The sequence below is a fragment of the Streptomyces sp. NPDC028910 genome (genome assembly GCF_055564955.1).
In genome coordinates, this window is the sequence record NZ_JBVHVF010000005.1 from 238,347 (window position 1) to 260,475 (window position 22,129).

The 22,129-nt window shown below is 71.2% G+C and carries 19 protein-coding genes; 11 read left to right on the top strand and 8 right to left on the bottom strand.

Annotated features, from left to right (window positions below):
* Positions 1–34: 34 nt before the first annotated feature.
* Complete coding sequence (locus ACZ4TV_RS10060; protein ID WP_468132650.1) at positions 35–1,030, bottom strand: ArsR/SmtB family transcription factor; 996 nt, start codon at positions 1,028–1,030, stop codon at positions 35–37.
* Between the two features lie 120 nt (positions 1,031–1,150).
* Between ACZ4TV_RS10060 and ACZ4TV_RS10065 the strand changes: the two genes are divergently transcribed.
* The 4 genes from ACZ4TV_RS10065 (at position 1,151) to ACZ4TV_RS10080 (ending at position 5,133) form a co-directional block, all read left to right on the top strand.
* Positions 1,151–2,407 (top strand): MFS transporter, encoded by a 1,257-nt coding sequence (locus tag ACZ4TV_RS10065; RefSeq protein ID WP_468132652.1) that lies wholly within the window; start codon positions 1,151–1,153, stop codon positions 2,405–2,407.
* A 21-nt stretch (positions 2,408–2,428) separates the two neighbouring features.
* Positions 2,429–2,938 carry a MarR family winged helix-turn-helix transcriptional regulator gene (locus tag ACZ4TV_RS10070; protein ID WP_468132654.1) on the top strand — a complete coding sequence of 170 codons (510 nt, stop codon included), beginning with the start codon at positions 2,429–2,431 and terminating at the stop codon, positions 2,936–2,938.
* A gap of 77 nt (positions 2,939–3,015) precedes the next feature.
* Positions 3,016–3,345 (top strand): DUF3817 domain-containing protein, encoded by a 330-nt coding sequence (locus ACZ4TV_RS10075; RefSeq protein ID WP_468132656.1) that lies wholly within the window; start codon positions 3,016–3,018, stop codon positions 3,343–3,345.
* Positions 3,346–3,432: 87 nt separating this feature from the next.
* Positions 3,433–5,133 (top strand): acyl-CoA mutase large subunit family protein, encoded by a 1,701-nt coding sequence (locus ACZ4TV_RS10080; protein WP_468132658.1) that lies wholly within the window; start codon positions 3,433–3,435, stop codon positions 5,131–5,133.
* Positions 5,134–5,231: 98 nt separating this feature from the next.
* Here the strand turns inward: ACZ4TV_RS10080 and ACZ4TV_RS10085 are convergent, their stop codons facing one another.
* Positions 5,232–5,852, bottom strand: a complete 621-nt coding sequence (locus ACZ4TV_RS10085; protein ID WP_468132660.1) for a TetR/AcrR family transcriptional regulator — start codon at positions 5,850–5,852, stop codon at positions 5,232–5,234.
* 250 nt (positions 5,853–6,102) lie between these two features.
* Here ACZ4TV_RS10085 and ACZ4TV_RS10090 point away from each other — a divergent pair, with 250 nt between their 5' ends.
* The 4 genes from ACZ4TV_RS10090 to ACZ4TV_RS10105 all read left to right on the top strand — a co-directional run bounded on the left by ACZ4TV_RS10090 (position 6,103) and on the right by ACZ4TV_RS10105 (position 10,258).
* Positions 6,103–7,110, top strand: a complete 1,008-nt coding sequence (locus ACZ4TV_RS10090; protein WP_468132662.1) for a tetratricopeptide repeat protein — start codon at positions 6,103–6,105, stop codon at positions 7,108–7,110.
* 595 nt (positions 7,111–7,705) lie between these two features.
* On the top strand, positions 7,706–8,353 hold the full coding sequence (locus ACZ4TV_RS10095) for a DUF6230 family protein (RefSeq protein ID WP_468132664.1): 648 nt from the start codon (positions 7,706–7,708) through the stop codon (positions 8,351–8,353).
* 107 nt (positions 8,354–8,460) lie between these two features.
* Entirely contained in the window at positions 8,461–9,033 is a 573-nt protein-coding gene (locus ACZ4TV_RS10100; protein WP_468132666.1) for a DUF6114 domain-containing protein, read from the top strand.
* Positions 9,023–10,258 carry a hypothetical protein gene (locus tag ACZ4TV_RS10105; protein WP_468132668.1) on the top strand — a complete coding sequence of 412 codons (1,236 nt, stop codon included), beginning with the start codon at positions 9,023–9,025 and terminating at the stop codon, positions 10,256–10,258. Before ACZ4TV_RS10100 ends, ACZ4TV_RS10105 begins: the two co-directional genes overlap by 11 nt.
* A gap of 94 nt (positions 10,259–10,352) precedes the next feature.
* Here the strand turns inward: ACZ4TV_RS10105 and pyk are convergent, their stop codons facing one another.
* The 3 genes from pyk to pta all read right to left on the bottom strand — a co-directional run bounded on the left by pyk (position 10,353) and on the right by pta (position 15,232).
* A complete protein-coding gene (gene pyk, locus ACZ4TV_RS10110; protein ID WP_468132670.1) occupies positions 10,353–11,786 on the bottom strand; it encodes a pyruvate kinase in 1,434 nt (477 codons plus the stop codon).
* Between the two features lie 62 nt (positions 11,787–11,848).
* Positions 11,849–13,063 (bottom strand): acetate kinase, encoded by a 1,215-nt coding sequence (locus ACZ4TV_RS10115; protein ID WP_468132672.1) that lies wholly within the window; start codon positions 13,061–13,063, stop codon positions 11,849–11,851.
* A gap of 75 nt (positions 13,064–13,138) precedes the next feature.
* Complete coding sequence (gene pta / locus ACZ4TV_RS10120; RefSeq protein WP_468132674.1) at positions 13,139–15,232, bottom strand: phosphate acetyltransferase; 2,094 nt, start codon at positions 15,230–15,232, stop codon at positions 13,139–13,141.
* A gap of 224 nt (positions 15,233–15,456) precedes the next feature.
* Between pta and ACZ4TV_RS10125 the strand changes: the two genes are divergently transcribed.
* Complete coding sequence (locus ACZ4TV_RS10125; RefSeq protein WP_468132676.1) at positions 15,457–16,482, top strand: ATP-dependent 6-phosphofructokinase; 1,026 nt, start codon at positions 15,457–15,459, stop codon at positions 16,480–16,482.
* Between the two features lie 25 nt (positions 16,483–16,507).
* On the opposite strand, the gene ACZ4TV_RS10130 is transcribed toward ACZ4TV_RS10125, so the two are convergent.
* The gene (locus ACZ4TV_RS10130; RefSeq protein WP_468132678.1) at positions 16,508–17,128 is read right to left on the bottom strand and encodes a helix-turn-helix domain-containing protein; all 621 of its coding nucleotides are present in this window, start codon (positions 17,126–17,128) and stop codon (positions 16,508–16,510) included.
* Between the two features lie 391 nt (positions 17,129–17,519).
* On the opposite strand from ACZ4TV_RS10130, the gene ACZ4TV_RS10135 reads away from it, so the two are divergent.
* Positions 17,520–17,912 (top strand): MerR family transcriptional regulator, encoded by a 393-nt coding sequence (locus ACZ4TV_RS10135; protein WP_468132680.1) that lies wholly within the window; start codon positions 17,520–17,522, stop codon positions 17,910–17,912.
* A 22-nt stretch (positions 17,913–17,934) separates the two neighbouring features.
* Positions 17,935–18,282, top strand: coding sequence for a thioredoxin (trxA, locus tag ACZ4TV_RS10140; protein WP_468132682.1), 348 nt, complete (start codon positions 17,935–17,937; stop codon positions 18,280–18,282).
* Here the strand turns inward: trxA and glgB are convergent.
* The gene (glgB, locus tag ACZ4TV_RS10145) at positions 18,279–20,579 is read right to left on the bottom strand and encodes a 1,4-alpha-glucan branching enzyme (protein WP_468132684.1); all 2,301 of its coding nucleotides are present in this window, start codon (positions 20,577–20,579) and stop codon (positions 18,279–18,281) included. The two genes, trxA and glgB, sit on opposite strands and share 4 nt — an antisense overlap.
* Complete coding sequence (locus tag ACZ4TV_RS10150; RefSeq protein ID WP_468132686.1) at positions 20,576–22,045, bottom strand: maltokinase N-terminal cap-like domain-containing protein; 1,470 nt, start codon at positions 22,043–22,045, stop codon at positions 20,576–20,578. The genes glgB and ACZ4TV_RS10150 overlap by 4 nt, the downstream gene beginning before the upstream one ends.
* Positions 22,046–22,129 lie beyond the last annotated feature (84 nt).

Below are 22,129 nucleotides of genomic sequence, written 5' to 3' on the forward strand. Positions count from 1 at the left end.
CAGGTGTCGGTCAGCGGCGCCCAGTGAGCGTGGCTCAGTGAGCGGGGTCTCCCGTGGTGAGGGCGATGGCCAGTGGGGTGCGCTCGTAGAGCACCTGGTGGCCGTGGCGTGCGGAGATGAGCAGGCCCGCCGCCTGCAGGACCCCCAGGTGGGCCGAGACCGTGGACGGAGCCAGGCCCAGCCGGCGGGCCAGTGCCGTCGTGGACGCCGGTTCGTCCAGCGCGTACAGCACGGCGGCCCGGGCCCGGCCCAGCAGGCGGCCGAGTGCGGCCGGGGTGTCCTCCCGTACCGGGGTCCACAGCGCGCCGATGCCGCGGGCCGGATAGACGACGGTCGGTTGCCAGGGCGGGTCGAAGCCGCCCGCGATCTGCGGCCAGACGAAGGCGCTCGGCATCAGGAGGAGGCCCTGGCCGCCTAGGACGCGCTCGTGGTGACTGGGCCGCTCGATGGTCAGGGTGAGGGAAGCGGCGTCCCAGGAGAGGTCCGGGTGCAGACCGTCGAAGAGCGACTCCAGCCCGCCCGCGGCGAGGCGGCGCGAATGGAAGAGGACGTCCGCCTCCAGCAGGGCCCGCAGCCGTGGCCAGTGCGGCTCGATCAGGACGCTCCAGGCCCGCTCGATCAGATCGGCCAGCTCGTGCACCGCCCGCGCCGGATCGGCGAGCAGGGCACGGCCCAGGTCGCTGTCGAGCGCGCCCGGCGTACAGGCCAGCGACCTGCGCATGTCCTCGCGCGCCTCGGCCGGGTCCGCCCCGCGGATCAGCGCGAGCTCCTCCTCGAAGGAGACGCCGGGTCCGCTCGGCGGCGGGCTGATGAAGTCCGTACTGTGCCCCCGCCGGGGCATCAGCAGCCACAGCGGCCGCAGGTCCAGCCCGTCGGCGGCGCCGCGGATCCGCTGCAGCCAGGGCAGGTGATAGCCCTGCCGGTCCGGGCGGTTCAGGGTGCGGACCGCCTCCTGCGTCTCCCACGCGGGCGACAGCGCGAACCGGCACCGCAGCAGATCCGCGTGTCCGAAACGATGGTGCAACCCCACTCCGGCCCCCTTTCCCTTCCTCGCCTCGCCCGATGACGCCGGTTCGAGGGGCGCCGCCTCAATATTCGGGTACACACGAATATCTGGGGCGCCGCGAGCGCGGCCGGGACGCTGGGCCCCATGTCAGCCGACACCCACGCACCGGGGCGGTCCACGCCGTCACCGGGCTACCTTTCCGTGTTCCGGGTCCGGGAGTTCCGGCCCGTCTTCGCCGCCCACCTGATGTCCGTACTCGGCCTCGTCATCGCCGAGATCTCCCTCACCGTCCTCGTCTACCGCACCACCGGCTCGCCGCTGATGAGCGCGCTCACCTTCGCCCTCGGCTTCCTCCCGTACGCCCTCGGCGGCACCCTGCTCGCCGGGATCGCCGACCGCCACCCCGCCCGGCGGGTGCTCGTCGCGTGCGACCTCCTCTGCGCGCTCTGCGCGGCGGCCATGGTGCTGCCGGGCACCCCCGTCGCCGTGCTCCTCGTACTGCGCTGCGCGATGGCCTTCGTGGCACCGCTGTTCCAGGGCACGCGCAACGCCTCCCTCGCCGACGTCCTCGGCGCGGGCGACACCTTCGTCCTGGGCCGCTCGCTGCTGCGCATGGTCGCCCAGAGCGCCCAGCTCATCGGCTTCGGCCTCGGCGGACTGCTGCTCACCGTGCTCGCGCCGCGCGGGGCGATCGCCCTCACCGCCGCCGGATTCCTCGGCTCCGCGGTCCTGCTGCGGCTGGGCACCCGCAGCCGCCCCGCCCGAACGACCGTCCGCACCTCAGCCCTCGCCGGACTGCGCGCCGTCCTCGGGCGGCGCCGGCTGCGCGCCCTCACCCTGCTGTTCTGGCTGCCACCCGTCTTCCTCGTCGTCCCCGAGGTGCTGCTCGCCCCGTACTCCGACGGCATCGGCGCCGGCACCGCGACCCTCGGGCTGATGATGTGCGCCATGCCCGTCGGCGTCATAACCGGGGAGGTGTGGGCCGGATCCGCCCTCACCGCCCGAACGCGTTCCCGGATCGTGGCCCCGCTCGTCGCCGCCGGTTTCCTGCCGCTGCTGGTGTACGCGGTCCGGCCCGGGGTGCTCCTGGTCCTCACGCTGCTCCTGCTCACCGGGCTGGCCCACGCGTACACCCCCGGTCTCGACCAGTGGTACGTGGACGCCGTCCCCGCCGAACTGCGCGGCCGCGCGATGACCCTGCTCAGCACCGGCCTGATGACCCTCCAGGGGGTCGGCATGGCGCTGGCCGGTCTCGCCGCCGAGTTCCTGCCCGTGCACGTGGTCGTCACCGGGTCCGGGGTCCTCGGGACGGCCGTCGTGCTGCTGCTCCTGGCCGAACTGCGGGCCGCCGCCCGGGAGGAAGAGGGTCTGAGTGGTGAGACGGCCCCCACCGCGAAGTGACCTCCCGGTAGGGTCGGATACGTGCCCAAGCCGCTCAGCCTTCCCTTCGACCCCATCGCCCGCGCCGACGAGCTCTGGCGGCAGCGCTGGGGGCCCGTGCCGTCGATGGCCGCGATCACCTCGATCATGCGCGCGCACCAGATCCTCCTCGGCGAGGTCGACGCCGTCGTCAAGCCGTACGGTCTGACCTTCGCGCGGTACGAGGCACTGGTGCTGCTCACCTTCTCCAAGGCCGGCGAACTGCCGATGTCGAAGATCGGCGAGCGGTTGATGGTCCACCCGACGTCGGTGACGAACACCGTGGACCGGCTGGTGAAGTCCGGGCTGGTCGACAAGCGGCCCAACCCGAACGACGGCCGCGGCACCCTCGCCTCCATCACGGAGAAGGGCCGCGAGGTCGTCGAGGCCGCCACGAAGGACCTGATGGCCATGGACTTCGGCCTCGGCGCGTACGACGCCGAGGAGTGCGCGGAGATCTTCGCGCTGCTGCGCCCGCTGAGGGTGGCCGCCGCGGACTTCGAAGAGTCCTAGGGGGCGTCCGGCCCCGGGTGCGGGCGGGCACGGGGCCGCGTCAAGATCGAGCAAAACGGGCGGTTAGGCTCGTCCGCATGAAACGAAGCGTGCTGACCCGCTACCGCGTCATGGCCTACGTGACCGCGGTCATGCTCCTGATCCTCTGTGCCTGCATGGTGGCGAAGTACGGCTTCGACACCGGCGCCGACCTGACCTTCGCGGTCTCGCAGGCCCATGGCGTCCTCTTCATGGTCTACCTGGTCTTCGCCTTCGACCTCGGCTCCAAGGCGCGGTGGTCGTTCGGCAAGCTCCTCTGGATCCTGGCGTCGGGAACGATTCCGCTGGCCGCCTTCTTCGTCGAGCGCAAGGTCCGCGCCGAGGTCGAGCCGCTGGTCAGTGGCTCCCTCGCGACCGCCAAGGCCTGACAAGAGGCGAGCATCACCCACCCCCGGGGTGACTCCCCGGGGGTTTGCCATCGACATTTACTAGGACGTCCTAGTAAATTCATGGGTATGGACGCTGACGCCATCGAGGAGGGCCGCCGTCGCTGGCAGGCCCGTTACGACAGAGCCCGCAAGCGCGAGGCAGACTTCACCACGCTCTCCGGCGATGCCGTCGATCCGGTCTACGGGCCCCGGCCCGGCGACGCGTACGAGGGTTTCGAACGCATCGGGTGGCCGGGTGAGTACCCGTACACCCGCGGCCTGCACGCCACCGGCTACCGCGGGCGGACCTGGACCATCCGGCAGTTCGCCGGGTTCGGGAACGCCGAGCAGACCAACGAGCGCTACAAGATGATCCTGGCCGCCGGCGGCGGCGGGCTCTCCGTCGCCTTCGACATGCCCACCCTCATGGGGCGCGACTCCGACGACCCCCGCTCCCTCGGAGAGGTCGGGCACTGCGGGGTCGCCATAGACTCCGCCGCCGACATGGAGGTCCTCTTCAAGGACATCCCGCTCGGCGACGTGACGACCTCCATGACGATCTCGGGCCCCGCCGTGCCCGCCTTCTGCATGTACCTGGTCGCCGCCGAACGCCAGGGCGTGGACCCCGCCGTGCTCAACGGCACGCTCCAGACCGACATCTTCAAGGAGTACATCGCCCAGAAGGAGTGGCTCTTCGAGCCCGAGCCGCACCTGCGCCTCATCGGCGACCTCATGGAGTACTGCACGAAGGGCATCCCGGCCTACAAGCCGCTGTCCGTCTCCGGCTACCACATCCGCGAGGCCGGGGCGACGGCCGCGCAGGAGCTCGCGTACACCCTGGCGGACGGCTTCGGCTACGTGGAGCTGGGCCTGTCGCGCGGGATGGACGTGGACGACTTCGCGCCCGGGCTCTCCTTCTTCTTCGACGCGCACCTCGACTTCTTCGAGGAGATCGCCAAGTTCCGTGCCGCCCGCCGGATCTGGGCGCGCTGGATGAAGGAGGTCTACGGGGCGAAGAGCGAGAAGTCGATGTGGCTGCGCTTCCACACCCAGACCGCCGGCGTCTCGCTGACCGCGCAGCAGCCGTACAACAACGTCGTACGCACCGCCGTGGAGGCCCTCGCGGCCGTCCTCGGCGGCACGAACTCCCTGCACACCAACGCCCTCGACGAGACCCTCGCCCTGCCGAGCGAGCAGGCGGCCGAGATCGCCCTGCGCACCCAGCAGGTCCTGATGGAGGAGACCGGGGTCGCCAACGTGGCGGACCCGCTGGGCGGTTCCTGGTTCGTGGAGCAGCTCACCGACCGCATCGAGGCCGACGCCGAGAAGATCTTCGAGCAGATCAAGGAGCGCGGCCTGCGCGCCCACCCCGACGGGCAGCACCCCATCGGGCCGATCACCTCGGGCATCCTGCGCGGCATCGAGGACGGCTGGTTCACCGGGGAGATCGCCGAGTCGGCCTTCCAGTACCAGCGGTCGCTGGAGAAGGGCGACAAGCGGGTCGTCGGCGTCAACGTCCACCACGGGTCGGTCACCGGGGACCTGGAGATCCTCCGGGTCAGCCACGAGGTGGAGACCGTCCAGGTGCGGGAGCTGGCGGCGCGCAAGAGCCGGCGCGACGACGCCAAGGTCACCGCGTCGCTGAAGGCCATGCTGGACGCCGCCCGGGACGGGTCGAACATGATTCCGGCCATGCTGGACGCGGTGCGGGCCGAGGCCACGCTGGGCGAGATCTGCAACGTCCTGCGCGACGAGTGGGGCACCTACACCGAGCCGCCCGGCTTCTGATCCCCCATCAGCGGAAACGGCCGGTCATGGCGCCCTGTCAAAAATGGCGCCATGGCCGGCCTTCCTGTTCCCGTACGGGGCGTGACGGACCGGCCGGTTCAGGCCGGGGGCGTGCCCCGCAGGCCGTGCATCAGGAGGGCGGTGAACGTGCTCACCCAGAGTGCGTCCACCGGCTCCGAGCTCACCAGGGCGCGGTGGACCACGGTGCCCGCGATCACGTCGAATATCAGGTCCGTGGTGCGGTCCGCGAGGGACTCGTCCTCTTCGTAGGGAAGTTCGCCGCGGGCCTGGGCCCGTTCGCGACCCAGTACGACGAGACGTTTCTGCCGGTCCACGATCGCCGACCGGATCCGGTCGCGCAGAGCTTCGTCCCGGGTGGACTCGGCGACGACCGCCATCAGGGCGGTACGGGCCTCCGGGCGCCGCAACAGCGCCGCGAACTGCAGGACCACGTACTCGATGTCGGCTTCCAGGGAGCCCCGGTCCGGGAGTTCGAGCGCGTCGAAGAGCTCCGCGACCGCGTCCACGACCAGCTCGTTCTTGCTCGCCCAGCGCCGGTAGAGGGTGGTCTTGGCGACGCCCGCGCGGGCCGAGACGTCGCCCATCGTCAGCTTCGACCAGCCCAGCTCGACCAGCGCGTCCCGGGTCGCGGCGAGGATGGCTGCGTCCGCAGCGGCGCTGCGGGGGCGACCGGTGCGGCCGGGGCTGGCGTGGGGCATGGCCGAGACCATACCCGTCGGTAGCCAAGGCGGCCGCTGTGGTTCAGATCACGGGCCGCGCGCGGGCGCGGAGGGCCGCGGGGAGAGTTACGCTACGGCTCGTAGCGTAAGAGCGACAACCACGCGAAGAGCTACGGGCGTCAGGTGGGGACCCGGCGCCGCCCAGCCTTTACGACCACGGCACCACGGCACCACGACCAATTCAGGCGATCTTTTTCGTCGGCGCGCGCATACGGGGGAGGATGTACGCATGCAGCCCAGAAACATGTCCATGAGCGGCGTCGTCGACCTCGCCGCGGTGAAGGCGGCCGGTGAGGCCAAGGCCAAGGCCGAGCAGGCCCGCGCCGAAGCGGCACGCCAGGCCGGTCAGGGTGGCGGGGCCGGCCCGTCCGCCGCCGGCGCCCTGCCGCCGTCCGCGCTCGTCATCGACGTAGACGAGGCCGGCTTTGAACGCGATGTGCTCCAGCTCTCCGCCGAGGTCCCGGTCGTCCTGGACTTCTGGGCCGAGTGGTGCCAGCCGTGCAAGCAGCTCAGCCCCCTGCTGGAGCGCCTGACCATCGAGGCGAACGGCCGCCTGGTGCTGGCCAAGATCGACGTCGACGCCAACCAGATGCTGATGCAGCAGTTCGGCATCCAGGGCATTCCGGCGGTCTTCGCCGTGGTCGCCGGTCAGGTGCTGCCGCTCTTCCAGGGCGTGGCCCCCGAGCAGCAGATCCGCGAGACCCTCGCCCAGCTGGTCCAGGTCGCCGAGGAGCGCTTCGGGATCATCGGCGTCGAGGTGGACCCGAACGCGGAGGGGGCCGCTCCCGCCGCCGCGGCCCCGGCCGAGACTCCGGCCGGCCCGTACGACGCGCTGCTGGAGGCGGCCGTCGTCGCGCTGGACGCCGGTGACCTCGGCGGCGCGGTGCAGGCGTACAAGAACGTGCTGGCGGACGACCCGGGCAACACCGAGGCCAAGCTGGGCCTGGCCCAGGCCGAGCTGCTCGCACGCGTCCGGGACATGGACCCGCAGGCGGTGCGCGCCGCGGCGGCCGAGAACCCGCGCGATCCGGCGGCGCAGATCGCCGCGGCCGACCTCGACCTGGTCGGCGGTCACGTGGAGGACGCCTTCGGGCGACTGGTGGACACCGTGCGGGTCACGTTCGGTGAGGACCGGGACACCGTACGGCTGCGGCTGCTGGAGCTGTTCGAGGTCATCGGCGCCGACGACCCGCGGGTGACGGCGGCGCGTACGGCGCTCGCGCGGGTGCTCTTCTAGGCCGGCTCCGGCCTGGTGCCCGGACGCCGGCGGGCGACCGCCGATTTGTTGACACGTAGATAAACAGCGGCCGCGCTTTGCCAAAACTTGGCAATCGCGGCCGCTGTTACTCGCAGTAAATCGAACCCCGTGAACTGTCCGGTGTGTTCGCCCTTCCACCGTTCTGTCGTGGCCCTGGGTGACACCCTGTGTTGCTGCCCGACGGCAGGGGGTCGTACGCGAGTTATCTTGCCGTTACCCGCCAGTAACGAACCCCCTTGTGCCTCGGCCTGGAATGGACCACGATCGGCGACGCTCGGTCCTTCCCGCAGAGCCGCTCACTCGGAGCCGCGGTGGAGGGTCCCCACCGAGCCGGCCGGTGGCAGTGGCACCGGCCGTGGGACAGGGGGGTCTCTGCCGCACCGGCGGGGCCTGTCCTCCAGGTTGCGCGAACGCGTGGCCCAGTGGTTGTCGCTCGGGGGTGATCGCCGGTGTTTCGGACGTGGCACAGCCGCGGCCCGGCCGCCTGCGCTCCTTCCCGAGGACGTAGCACTTCTCCCATCCCAGGACGGGCACGGCCCGGACCGGAGATGTACGTCCGAGAAGGAGGAACGAAATGAGTTCTCAGGTTCGTGGCGGGACCAGATGGAAGCGCTTCGCGCTCGTCATGGTGCCGAGCATCGCGGCCACCGCCGCGGTCGGCGTGGGTCTGGCGCAGGGTGCCCTCGCGGCGTCGTTCAGCGTGTCCGGCCAGGACTTCAAGGTCTCGGCCGACAAGCTCGACGGTCAAAACCTCATCCAGTACGGCGGCATCGCCGAGGGGCACGACCTCAAGGGCAACCCGCAGCACCACCCGGTCACCATCTCCGGGTTCAGCAACGCCAAGATCACCAACATGTGCCAGTCCCTGGTCACCCCGACTCCGCTGGGCAACATCACGCTCCAGCTGAAGACCGGTCACAAGGGCACCCCGGCCGAGGCGACCAACATCTACCTGGATGTGGCCGAGCTCGACACCGACGCCGAGTTCACCAACCTGGACATCGGTGTCGCGGTCGGCGACAAGAGCCACAAGATGAAGCCGCAGCCCGGCACGGTCGCCAGCCCGTACGCGTTCTCGCAGCGCGCCGACCGCGCCGTGCTGACGAACGTCAGGCAGAAGGCGTGGGCGACGACGGCGGGCACCTTCAAGCTGCCCAACCTGAAGCTGCGCCTGATGGGCGGCGACAAGCCGTGCTACGAGGACAAGGACGTCCGGGACTGATCGGTCCCGTTTCCTGACCGGGAGGGCGGGCGACGGCTGTCGTCGCCGCCCGTTCTCGCGGGCTCCACAGATTTCTCCGTACCACCGTTTCCAGGGAGCTGTTGTCCATGAACCCCCAGGCCCCGGTTTACGTTCGCGCAGAAGACGACGCCTGGCTGACCGTGGTGTATTACCACTTCCATGCCTGGCGTGGGCTCCGTCCCTTCTGGGCCGGGTTCTTCACGCTCCTCAGCGGCTTCCCGATCGCGTACTTCCCGTACGCGGACCTCCGGCTGGGCAACGTCAGTCTCGCGATGGCCACCACGGGTGGCGCGGGTGCACTGATCATCGGTGTCCTGCTGATCACGCTGGGGCTGGCCCTCTGGTTCCAGCAGGCCATCCGCGTCTTCGCCGGGGTCGCCGCGATCCTGCTGGCCCTGGTGTCCCTGCCGGTGTCCAACTTGGGCGGTTTCGGCCTGGGCTTCGTCCCCGCACTGATCGGCGGCGCTCTCGCACTGGCCTGGACCCCCGGGCAGCCGGAGGACGAGTCCCCGGCGCAGGAGCGGCCGACCGCGGTGGACCTGGGCAAGGCGGAGGCGATGGCGGGCTTCCAGGGCATTCCCGGACCCCGCGAGACGGAAACGGCACACGCGAGCGAGACGACTGCCCACGCCGATGGCGGGAGGAACAGTGCGGGGTGACGAGACGCAGCGGGGCGTGGCCCCAGGCGCAGAGTCCCGTGAGAGCAAGGGCCCGCGGCACGCGGCGCCCAGAAAGTCGCTGCTGAACAAGATCCAGATACCCGTCGGCAGGACGATGGCGCTGGCGGCGATGCCGACGGCCGTGTTCGTCGGGATGGGCATGGCGCCGAAGCTGGCCGTGGCCGACGAGAAGGACTTCCCCTTCGCGCCCGGGCCGTGTGTGACCCAGTCCGACGAACCCGCCGACACCGAGTCGAAGTCGCCGTCGCCCACGCCTTCGAAGACGCCTTCGCCGAGTACGTCGCCCAGCGCGACGCCCTCCGCGTCCCCGTCCGCGAAGCCGAAGCCGAAGCCGAGCGCTTCGCCGTCGGCGACCAAGCCCGCTACGACGAGCACGACGGCCCCGGCCGCCGCGCCGTCACCGACCAAGACCACGAACCCGCTGGACCCGCTGGGCGTCGGCGACGCGCTCAAGAACCTCATCAACCCCGGCAAGGACGCGCCGCCGGCGGCGACCCCGACCCCCACCCCGACGCCCACGCCCTCCACGACCGCCCCGGCGGCCCCGGACCCGGCCGCGGACGCCATCCGCGACGCGGCGAAGAAGGCCGGCGTCGGCGTCTCGGAGCTGTCCGACGAGGTCAAGGGCACCGAGAAGACCCCGAAGGACGAGACGGGCGAGGCGGCCGAGGGAGAGGACGGCTCCGAGGACACGAAGGACGCGGACGGGAAGCAACCCTTCCCGTGCCCGACCTACGACGCCAAGGCGCTGGCCGACGCCGAGCTGGAGGAGGGCATCCCGCTCCTGCCGGACGAGCCCTGGTACCTCGACAGCTCCAAGCTGACCCTCTACGGCCTGGACTACCACGGCATCGTCGAGGTGAAGACGGCCGGCGGCAAGATCAAGAAGGTCCTGAAGTTCACCGCGGAGTCGCTGGACATCAAGGACCTGTACCAGACGGTCGGCAAGGCGGGGAACGTCGCCCACCTGAAGTCCCGTCCGGGCTCCACGTCCGAGATCCGCGGCGGCACGGTGACGATGTACACCGAAAGCCTCAAGGGCAAGCTGTTCAACGTGGTCCCGGTCGAGTTCACACCGAACAGCCCGCCGCCCCTGAACGTCCCGTACGCGTTCTTCACGGACGTCAAGGTCGTCCAGGCCGGCCAGTTCGGCGGCACGCTGACGGTCCCGGGCCTGAAGAACTACATCGGCCCGCCGGAGTAGTCCCGTACGGCTCACCGCACACGCGAAACACCGAGGGCGGCACTCCGCATCACTGCGGGGTGCCGCCCTCGGTCTCTGTGCGGCAGAGTGTCGATCAGGCCTGGGGGGCGTCGCCACCCAGGTGGTGGACCCGGACCATGTTGGTGGTGCCCGGGACGCCGGGGGGCGAGCCGGCCGTGATGACCATGATGTCGCCCTGGTTGTAGCGGTTGAGCTTGAGCAGCTCGCCGTCCACCAGGTCCACCATCGCGTCGGTGTTGTCCACGTGCGGGACGACGTAGGAATCGACGCCCCAGCTCAGCGTGAGCTGGTTGCGGGTGTTGACGTCCGTGGTGAAGGCCAGGATCTGCTGCGTGGCGCGGTAGCGCGACAGGCGGCGGGCCGTGTCCCCGGACTGGGTGAAGGCGATGAGCGCCTTGCCGTCGAGGAAGTCCGCGATCTCGCAGGCCGCGCGGGCCACGGAGCCGCCCTGGGTACGGGGCTTCTTGCCCGGGACCAGCGGCTGGAGGCCCTTGGAGAGGAGCTCCTCCTCGGCCGCCGCGACGATCTTCGACATCGTCTTGACGGTCTCGATCGGGTAGGCGCCCACGGAGGACTCGGCCGACAGCATGACCGCGTCCGCACCGTCCAGGATCGCGTTGGCGACGTCGGAGGCCTCCGCGCGCGTCGGGCGGGAGTTGGTGATCATCGACTCCATCATCTGGGTCGCGACGATCACCGGCTTGGCGTTGCGGCGGCACATCTCGATGAGCCGCTTCTGGACCATCGGGACCTTCTCGAGCGGGTACTCGACGGCGAGGTCGCCACGGGCCACCATCACCGCGTCGAAGGCGTCGACCACGGCGGCCATGTTCTCGACGGCCTGCGGCTTCTCGACCTTGGCGATGACGGGGACCCGGCGGCCCTCCTCGTCCATCACCTTGTGGACGTCCTTGACGTCGTTGGCGTCGCGGACGAAGGACAGGGCGACCATGTCGCAGCCCATCCGCAGAGCGAAGCGGAGGTCGTCGACGTCCTTCTCCGACAGGGCGGGGACGTTCACGGCGGCGCCCGGCAGGTTGATGCCCTTGTGGTCCGAGATGACACCGCCCTCGATGACGATGGTCTTGACCCGGGCGCCCTCGACCTCGGTCACCCGGAGCTCGACGTTGCCGTCGTTGATCAGGATCTGGTCGCCCTTGGCGACGTCGCCCGGGAGGCCCTTGTAGGTGGTGCCGCAGATGGACTTGTCGCCCGGGACGTCCTCGGTGGTGATGGTGAACTCGTCACCGCGCACCAGCTCGACGGGACCTTCGGCGAAAGTCTCCAGACGGATCTTCGGGCCCTGGAGGTCGGCGAGGACGCCGACGGCGCGCCCGGTGTCCTCGGAGACCTGCCGGACGCGGTCGTACCGCTCCTGGTGTTCTGCCTGGGATCCGTGGCTGAAGTTGAATCGGGCCACGTTCATGCCTGCCTCGATGAGCGCTTTCAGCTGCTCATACGAGTCGACGGCGGGGCCCAGCGTGCAGACGATTTTGGAACGGCGCATGGAGCGGATCCTATCGGTTTGTTTCGTAGCGGAATATTCCGTCTGGTGGAAAGTCCAACTGACTACTGGGTAACCAGCGCGTACGCCTGGGTGGCGATCTCCAGTTCCTCATCCGTCGGGACCACCGCCACGGCCACCCGGGCATGGTCCGCCGAAATCAGCCGCGGCTCCGGGGAGCGCACCGCGTTGGCTTCGAGGTCCAACGCCAGGCCCAGTTCCGCCAGGCCGTCCAGCGCGGCTTCGCGGACCTGGTGGGCGTTCTCGCCGACCCCCGCCGTGAACACCACCGCGTCCACCCGGCCGAGCACCGCCGAGTAGGCCCCGATGTACTTCTTCAGACGGTGGACGTACGCGGCGAAGGCCAGGCTCGCCGCCTCGTCGCCCTCGTCCGCCCGCCGCAGTACCTCGCGCATGTCGTTGTCGCCGCACATGCCCAGCAGACCGCTCTTCTTGTTCAGGAGCGAATCGATCTCATCCACCGAGAAACCGCCCACCCGCGCCAGGTGGAAGATGACCGCGGGGTCGAGATCGCCCGAACGGGTACCCATGACCAGCCCCTCCAGCGGGGTCAGCCCCATGGACGTCTCCACGCACACGCCGCCCCGGACGGCCGAGGCGGAGGCGCCGTTGCCCAGGTGCAGCACGATCACGTTCACGTCCTCCACCGGCCTGCCGAGCAGCCCGGCCGTCGCCCGGGAGACGTAGGCGTGGGAGGTGCCGTGGAAGCCGTACCGCCGGATGGAGTACTCCCGCGCGGTCGCGGCGTCGATCGCGTACCGCGCCGCGTACTCCGGCATCGTCGCGTGGAAGGCGGTGTCGAAGACGGCGACCTGCGGGATGTCCGCGCGCAGCGAGCGCGCCACCTCGATGCCCGTCACGTTCGCCGGGTTGTGCAGCGGAGCCAGCGGGATCAGCTTCCGGATCTCGGCCAGCACCTCGTCGTCGATCACGGTCGGCCGGGTGAACCGCGTCCCGCCGTGCACCACCCGGTGGCCCACCGCGGCCAGTTCGGGCGAGTCCAGGCCCATCCCGTCCGCGGCGAGCTCCGCGGCCACGGCCTTCAGCGCGGCCTCGTGGTCCGCGATCGGGCCGACCTGCTCGCGCTTGCCCCCGGCGGCGCCGGGACCGGCGAGCGGCTCGTGCACCAGCCGGGAGGTCTCCTCGCCGATGCGCTCCACCAGGCCGACGGCGAGACGGGACCGGTCCGCCATGTCGAGGAGCTGGTACTTGACCGACGAGGAGCCGGAGTTGAGGACGAGTACGCGCGATGCGGTCACGATGAGGGGTCTTTCCTGGTCGTGTGGTGGTGTGGTCGTGTGGTCGTGGAGAGAGGGGGAGAGGGAGGGGCGGGATCAGACGGTGGCGGTGGGCGCCGGCGTCGCGCCCTGCGCCTGGATCGCGGTGATGGCCACGGTGGTCACGATGTCCTGGACGAGCGCGCCGCGCGAGAGGTCGTTGACCGGCTTGCGCAGACCCTGGAGCACCGGGCCGACCGCGACCGCGCCGGCCGAACGCTGCACCGCCTTGTACGTGTTGTTGCCGGTGTTGAGGTCCGGGAAGATCAGCACCGTCGCGCGGCCGGCCACCTCGGACCCGGGCAGCTTCGTCGCGGCGACCGAGGGCTCCACGGCCGCGTCGTACTGGATCGGCCCTTCGACGGCCAGGTCGGGGCGCCGCTCGCGGACGATCTCGGTGGCCTTGCGGACCTTGTCCACGTCCGCGCCCGAACCGGAGGTGCCGGTCGAGTACGAGAGCATCGCGATCCGCGGCTCCACACCGAAGGCCGCGGCGGTGGCCGCCGACTGGACGGCGATGTCGGCGAGCTGCTCGGCGCCCGGGTCCGGATTGACCGCGCAGTCCCCGTAGACCAGGACCTGGTCGGCCAGGCACATGAAGAAGACGGAGGAGACGACGGCCGCCTCCGGCCGGGTCTTGATGATCTCGAAGGCGGGCCGGATGGTCGCGGCGGTGGAGTGCACCGAGCCGGAGACCATGCCGTCGGCCAGGCCCCGCTGGACCATCAGGGTGCCGAAGTAATTGACGTCGGTGACCACGTCGTTGGCCAGCTCGACGGTCATGCCCTTGTGGGCGCGGACCTCGGCGTAGTACTCGGCGAAACCTTCCCGCAGGGCGGAGGTCGCCGGGTCGATGAGCTGCGCGCCCGAGATGTCGATGCCGAGGTCGCCGGCCTTCTTCAGGATCGCCTGCTCCTCGCCCAGCAGGGTCAGGTCGCAGACCCCCCGGCGCAGCACCACGTCCGCGGCGCGCAGCACGCGCTCCTCGGTGCCCTCGGGCAGGACGACGCGGCGGCGCTCGGAGCGGGCCCGCTCCAGCAGCTCGTGCTCGAACATCATCGGGGTGACGCGCTCCGAGCGGGCCACCGACAGCAGGTCGCGCAGCTCGCCGGTGTCCACGTGCCGCTCGAAGAGGCCGAGCGCGGTCTCCAGCTTGCGCGGGGTCGCGGAGTTCAACCGGCTCTGCAGCGAGAAGAGTTCGGCGGCGGTCGGGAAGCTGTTGCCGGTCACCGACACCACCGGCGTGCCCGGCGCCAGCTTCGAGGCCAGCGTCAGGATGTCCTTGCCCGGGCGCTCGTTCAGGGTGAGCAGCACACCGGCGATCGGCGGGGTGCCCGAGCTGTGCGCGGCCAGCGCGCCGACGACCAGGTCGGAGCGGTCGCCGGGGGTGACGACCAGGCAGCCCGGCGTCAGGGCGTTCAGGAAGTTCGGCAGCATGGCGCCGCCGAAGACGAAGTCCAGGGCGTCGCGGGCCAGCCCTGCCTCGTCGCCGAGGAGCACCTCGCCGCCGAGCGCCCGGGTGATCTGGGCGACGGTCGGGGCGGACAGCGACTTGTCGTCCGGCAGGACGTAGCAGGGTACGGGGAGCCGGGCGGCGAGCCGCTCGGCTATGAGGTCGCGGTCCTGCGCGGCCACCCGGTTGACGACCATCGCGACGACGTGGCAGCCCAGGCCCTCGTAGGCGCGGAAGGCGTTGCTGGTCTCCGCGCGCACGGCCTCGGCGGGGTGCTTGGTGCCGCCCACCACGGGGACGACGACCGCGCCCAGCTCGTTGGCGAGGCGGGCGTTGAGCGCCAGCTCGTCGGGGAGGTTCGTGTCCGCGTAGTCGGTGCCGAGGACCAGCATGACCTCGTAGTCGCGGGCCACCCGGTGATAGCGGTCGACCAGCCGGGAGACCAGTTCGTCGGTGCCCTTCTCGGCCAGGATCGCCGAGGCCTCCTGGTACTCCATCCCGTAGGCCGTCGCGGCGTCCTGGTCGATCCGGTAGCGGGCCTTGAGGAGGTCGAAGAGGCGGTCGGGTGCGTCGTGGAGCAACGGACGGTAGACGCCGACCCGGCCCGTCTGCCGGGTCAGGAGCTCCATGATCCCCAGCTCGACGACCTGGCGGCCGTCCCCCCGCTCGATACCGGTCACGTACACGCTGCGCGTCACGCGTGCTCTCCGTCCCATGCTGTGAATGTCGTTTTAGTGCGGCTTGACCTCTTGACAATACCTCTGTCAGTGGATAGGGCGCCCGCCGGAGAAATGCCTGGCCGGGAGGGTCGAAGGGCCTGGCGGGCGGAGGAGCAGAAGACGCGGGGCACCCCCGGCCCGTGGAAGAATCGGAGTGGCTTCATCATGACGCCCTTCACAGGTACGGCAGGAGACACAGGACGATGCGTATCGGAGTTCTCACCGCAGGCGGCGACTGTCCGGGCCTGAACGCCGTCATCCGTTCGGTCGTACACCGGGCCCTGGTCGGACACGGGGACGAGGTCATCGGTTTCGAGGACGGTTTCAAGGGCCTCCTCGACGGCAACTTCCGCCCCCTCGACATCAATGCCGTCAGTGGCATCCTCGCCCGCGGCGGCACGATCCTCGGTTCGGCGCGCATGGAGCGCGCCCGCCTCCACGAAGCCGCCGAGAACGCGCAGGAGCTGGCGACGCGCTACGGGATCGACGCCCTCATCCCGATCGGCGGCGAAGGCACCCTGACCGCCGCCCGGATGCTGTCGGACGCCGGGATGCCGGTCGTCGGCGTCCCCAAGACCATCGACAACGACATCTCCTCCACCGACCGCACCTTCGGCTTCGACACCGCCGTCATGGTCGCCACCGAGGCCATCGACCGCCTCAAGACCACCGCCGAATCGCACCAGCGCGTGATGGTCGTCGAGGTCATGGGCCGCCACGCGGGCTGGATCGCCCTGGAGTCCGGCATGGCCGGCGGCGCCCACGGGATCTGCCTGCCGGAACGCCCCTTCGAGGTGGACGCCCTGGTGAAGATGGTGGAGGAACGCTTCTCCCGCGGCAAGAAGTTCGCCGTCGTCTGCGTCGCCGAGGGCGCGCACCCGGCCGAGGGCTCCATGCCGTACGAGAAGGGCGCGATCGACCAGTACGGTCACGAGCGCTTCGCCGGCATCGGCAACCGCCTCGCGGTCGAACTGGAGCGGCGCCTCGGCAAGGAGGCCCGCCCCGTCATCCTCGGTCACGTCCAGCGCGGCGGCACGCCCACCGCCTACGACCGCGTCCTCGCGACCCGCTTCGGCTGGCACGCCGTCGAGGCCGTCCACCGCGGCGACTTCGGCAACATGACCGCCCTGCGCGGCACCGACATCGTGATGGCCCCCCTCGCCGACGCGATCACGGAGCTGAAGACCGTCCCCGAGGAGCGCATGTACGAGGCCGAGTCGGTCTTCTAGGAGCTGCCGTGCAGTGACCTCCGGCCTACGCCGTACCGCCCGCCAGCTGCCAGAAGCGGTCCACGATGTCGAGGAGGAACTCCCGGCCCGCGTCCCCGCTGGCGGCCTCGCCCTGACCGCCCCAGCTGAGCGTCGCCACCATCCGCGACTGGTAGTCCCCGTGCAGCTGCTCCAGCATCCGCTCCAGGTGGTGCTTGGGGATCGGCAGCAGCTTGCCCAGCGGTTTCACGTACGCCTGCCAGCGCGTGGTCACCGCACTGCGCAGCAGGTCGGCCAGCTCCTCGTGCTTGCCGGTCGCCGTCACGAACTGGGCCAGCGTCAGACCCAGCACCGTGGCGAGGGCGGCGGACTGCCGCTCGTTGCCCTTCCAGCGTCCGGTGTCCTCCATCTTCTGGTACGCGTTCGTCTCCAGGCCGACCCGCCGGGCCAGGTCGTCCGCGGCCAGCCCCCGGGAGATCCGGTGCTCCCGCAGGGTGACCGGCTCGGCGAGCAGCTCGCCGGGCGCACACCACAGGACGCCGGCGAGCGCCGTGAGCTCGGCGGAGGAGGGGGATATCTCCCCACGTTCCCAGGCCAGTACGGTCTCGGGCGCGACGACGAGTCCGTACTGGGCACGCAGGCCGTAGGCGACGTGTCCGGGAGCCATACCCAGGGCCGCGCGCAGGCGACGCGCGGCGGGGGCATTGAAAGGTGGGCTGGAGTGCACACCGCACACCGTAGGAGTGGCCGGGCTGCGGCGCCTACGGACCAAACAAACAAGCCAATATCTCGGAGGAACGTCCTATGAAGTGAAGGGCTTTGGGCCGTTTTCCCTGCGACTGTCCGGTAATCGGTGCGCTCGAAGATCCTTTACATGGGTACGGTTCCAGCCAGCGCCCGGCGGCGCAAGGCCCGTCACAGCCTTCACACAACTTGAACCGGACTCCTCTCCCGTACGTGACCCCTTGTGGGGCCCTCGCATACGGGGGTGGCGAGGGCCCCCACCTCCACCCCCTGTCCCTTGCCTTGACCTCGGCGTCAAGGATTACGGTCGCCCCATGCGCATCGGCGAACTGGCGGAGCGGGCCGGGACCAGCACCCGGACGCTGAGGTACTACGAGTCCCGCGGGCTGCTGCCCGCACGGCGGACGAGCAACGGCTACCGGACCTACGACGAGGAAGACCTGCGGCTGCTGCGCCAGATCCGCATGCTCCAGGACTTCGGCTTCGAGCTGGAGGAGACCCGGCCCTTCGTGGACTGCCTGCGGGCCGGCCACCCCGCCGGGGACTCCTGCCCGGCCTCCCTCGCCGTCTACCGGCGCAAGCTCGCCGAGCTGGACGGCCTGATCGGCCAGCTGGCCGACGTACGGGAGCAGGTCGCACGGCAGCTCGCCGCCGCCGAGGAGGCCGCCGGGGAAGCCGCGACGCCGCACTGCGAAATGACCGGATGACCGACCGAGAGGGGAACACGACATGATCCACGCCCAGGGAGTCGCGGAAGTGACCGACGCGGACTTCGAGGCCGAGGTGCTGGCGGAGCGGGACCGTCCCGTCCTCGTGGAGTTCACGGCCGACTGGTGCGGCCCCTGCCGCCAGCTCGCGCCCGTGCTGTCCGCGATCGCCGCCGAGGAGGCCGGCCGGCTCAAGGTCGTGCAGATCGACGCGGACAGCAACCCCGGCACCGTCACGCGGTACGGGGTGCTGTCCATGCCGACCATGCTCGTCTTCCGCGACGGCGAGCCCGTCCAGCAGATGGTCGGGGCCCGCGCCAAGCGCAAGCTGCTCCAGGAGCTGGAGGAGCAGCTCGCGCCCGTGGGCTAGAGCGCCCTCAAGGGCCTGAACCAGACCGTCGCCAGCGGCGGGAGGGTCATGCGCAGGCTCACCGGGCGGCCCTGCGCCGGCACCGGCTCGGGCCGCAGCGGCTGCGTGTGGTGGACGCCGCTGCCGCCGTAGACCTCCAGGTCGGTGTTGAGCACCTCCCGCCACAGCGGCACCTCCTCCGGCACGCCGATCCGGTAGGCGTGCCGGACCACGGGCGAGAAGTTCGACACGCACAGGAGCGGCGAGCCGTCCTGCGCGTACCGCAGGAAGGCGAAGACGTTGTCCTCCGCCGCGTCCGCCTCCACCCACGCGAAGCCCTCCGGCACGGTGTCCCGCTCCCACAGCGCCGGCGTCTGCCGGTACCCGCGGTTCAGGTCGCGCACCAGGTCCCGTACGCCCCGGTGGTCGCCGGCCGCCGAGTACGAGGAGTCCAGCAGCCACCAGTCCGGCCCGTGCGCCTCCCGCCACTCGGAGCCCTGGGCGAACTCCTGCCCCATGTAGAGGAGCTGCTTGCCGGGGTGCGCCCACATGAAGCCGAGGTACGCCCGGTGCGAGGCCCGCTGCTGCCACCAGTCCCCGGGCATCTTCGACACCAGCGAGCCCTTGCCGTGCACCACCTCGTCGTGCGAGATCGGCAGGACGTAGTTCTCGCTGAAGGCGTAGATCATCCCGAAGGTCATGTCGTGGTGGTGGTACTTGCGGTGGACCGCGTCCTTCGACATGTACCGCAAGGTGTCGTGCATCCAGCCCATGTTCCACTTCATGCCGAAGCCGAGCCCGCCGCTGTCCGTCGGCCGGGTGACCCCGTTCCACGCCGTGGACTCCTCGGCGATCGTCACCACGCCCGGGCAGCGCCGGTACACGGTGGCGTTCATCTCCTGGAGCATGCCCACCGCGTCCCAGTTCTCGCGCCCGCCGTGCTCGTTGGGCGACCACTGGCCCTCCTCGCGCGAGTAGTCGAGGTAGAGCATCGAGGCCACCGCGTCCACGCGCAGCCCGTCGATGTGGAACTCCTCGCACCAGTACACGGCGTTGGCGACGAGGAAGTTGCGGACCTCCTTGCGGCCGTAGTCGAACTCGAGCGTCCCCCAGTCCGGGTGCGCCGCTCGCCGCGGGTCGTGGTGCTCGTACAGCGGCCGCCCGTCGAACTCCGCGAGCGCCCAGTCGTCGCGCGGGAAGTGCGCGGGCACCCAGTCGACGATCACCCCGATCCCGGCCTGGTGCAGCGCGTCCACGAGGAAGCGGAAGTCGTCCGGCGTACCCATCCGCGAGGTCGGCGCGTAGAAGCCCGTGACCTGGTAGCCCCACGAGCCGCCGAAGGGATGCTCGGCGATCGGCATCATCTCCACGTGCGTGAAGCCCAGCTCCTTGACGTACGAGGGGAGCTGCTCGGCGATCTGCCGGTAGGAGAGCCCGGGCCGCCAGGACCCCAGGTGCAGTTCGTACACCGAGAAGGGGGCCTCGTGCGCCGGCCGGGCGCCGCGCTCCGCCATCCACGCCGCGTCCTGCCACTCGTACCCGGAGGCGGTGACCACCGAGGCGGTCGCCGGGGGGACCTCCGCGGACCGGGCCATCGGGTCGGCGCGCAGGGTGTGACTGCCGTCCGGGCGCGTGATGTCGTACTTGTAGAGCGCCCCGGCGCCCACGCCGGGCAGGAAGAGCTCCCACACGCCCGTCGCGCCGAGCGAGCGCATCGGGTAGGCGCCGGAGTCCCAGTACGAGAAGTCCCCGGCGATCCGCACCCCCTGGGCGTTCGGCGCCCACACCGTGAACCGGGTCCCGGCCACGCCCTGGTGCTCCATGGGCTGGGCGCCGAGCGCCTTCCACAACTGCTCGTGGCGTCCCTCGCCGATCAGGTGCAGGTCCAGCTCGCCGAGGGCGGGCAGGAAGCGGTACGGGTCGTGGATCTCCAGATCGTCGCCGTCGTACGTCACCAGCAGCCGGTACTCCGGCACCCCGGTCAGCGGCAGCAGCCCGGAGAACAGCCCGTCGCCCTCGTCGAAGAGCTCGGCCCGCAGTCCCTTGGCGAGGATGGCGACAGCCTTGGCGTAGGGGCGCAGCACGCGGAAGACCACCCCGCCCCGCTGGGCATGGGCACCCAGCACCGCGTGCGGATCGTGGTGGCGGCCCTCCAGCAGGCGGGCCCGTTCCTCCCCGCCGAGCACGGGCGCCTGCCGGACCCCGTGCGGAGGGGCGGCGCGGCGGGCCCGGGGCGCGCGGGGCTTCTTCGCCGCCGCCGCGGGGGCGGGTGCGGTTTCGTCGCGGACGGTCGGTGACGGCTGTCGTGCGGCGCTCACGCGAGCGGCCTCCTCGGGGGCTTCGGATGCGGATGGGGGTGCGGATGCGGATGCGGATGCGGGGAGATGGAGCCGGATGCGGGCGGGGTTGGCGGCACGCGGTGGGCGGGTCGCGAGGGTTCCGAGAGCCGTCGGATCGCGGCCATCGGGACGTGCAGCCAGTCGGGGCGGTGCCGGGACTCGTAGCGGGCCTCGTACACCGCCTTGTCGGTCTCGTACGCGCGCAGGAGTACGGGGTCCTCGCGGGGGTCCCGGCCGGTGGTACGGGCGTAGCCCTCGCAGAAGGCGGTCCGGCAGTCGTCCGCCCAGGCGGGGGCGAACGGCCGGTGCGAGCGGGCGGCGTAGTCGAAGGAGCGCAGTATCCCGGCGATGTCGCGGACCGCCGGTTCGGGACGGCGCCGGTCGGCCAGCGGCCGGGCCGGTTCGCCCTCGAAGTCGATCAACGCCCAGCTGCCGTCCAGGGTGCGCAGGGTCTGACCCAGATGGAGGTCGCCGTGGATCCGCTGGGCGGGCACCCCCGCCCCCCGGGACGCGGCCAGCGCGTCGAAGGCCCCCCGCAGCCCCGCCTCGTAGGGCCGCAGCGCGGCCACCTCCCGGGCGGTGGCGGCCAGCCGTGCGGTCATCCCGGCGGCCAGCCGGGCCGTCTGCTCCGGGCCGAGCGCGACGGTGGGCAGGGCGGCGGCGAGCGCGCTGTGCACCTCGGCGGTGGCCCGGCCGAGCGCGTGCGCCTCGGCGGTGAAGTCGGCCCCGGCGTCGAGCCGGCGCAGCGCGAGCTGCCAGCCGTCGTCGGAGCCGCGCAGGTACGGCTGGAGCACGCCCAGGGTCAGCGGTTCGCTCCCGGGCGGCTCGGCCTCGTACCAGGCGACGGGCGCCGGGACGCGGGCGCAGCCGGCGGCGGCCAGCGCGCGCGGTAGCTCCAGGTCCGGATTGACCCCCGGGCCGACCCGGCGGAACACCTTGAGGATGAACGAATCTCCGTAGATCAGCGACGAGTTGGTCTGCTCCCCGGACAGCGGCCGGGGCGCGAGCCCCGCCGGGATCGGCGTGGCCGGATCCCGGTCGAAGCGCAGCGGGCCGAGCGCGCCGGGGGAGCGCAGCCGCTCCAGCAGCATGGCCGCGAGCCGGGGGTCGCCCAGCGCCTCGTAGACCACCCGGCCGGCGTACGGGCCGTGCTCGGCGTGGCCGATCAGGGTGGGCGCGAGCGCGGGCGGCAGGGCCGGGCGGATGCCCAGCAGCAGTTGGTAGCAGTCCCCGTCGACGTCGAGGAGCAGGTGCAGCAGTCCGGGGGTGGAGCCCGGCGGCAGCAGCTCGGCCGCCGAGACGGTCCTGAGCCTGCTGATGGTGCGGCCCTTGCCCGCGAACCAGCGCTGTGCGGGCAGCCAGTCCCTGAGCATCGGTTCCAGCGGGGCGATCCCGGCGGCCCGGTCGGCCGTCAGCCGGCTCCGGGCGGATGCAGCCTCCGACATGGCGTCGCGTCCTTTCCCCGGGCCGTCACAGAATGCGCAGAGTGTCCCGGATGCGCGGCAGTTGCTTATCCGGCATGTGCGAGT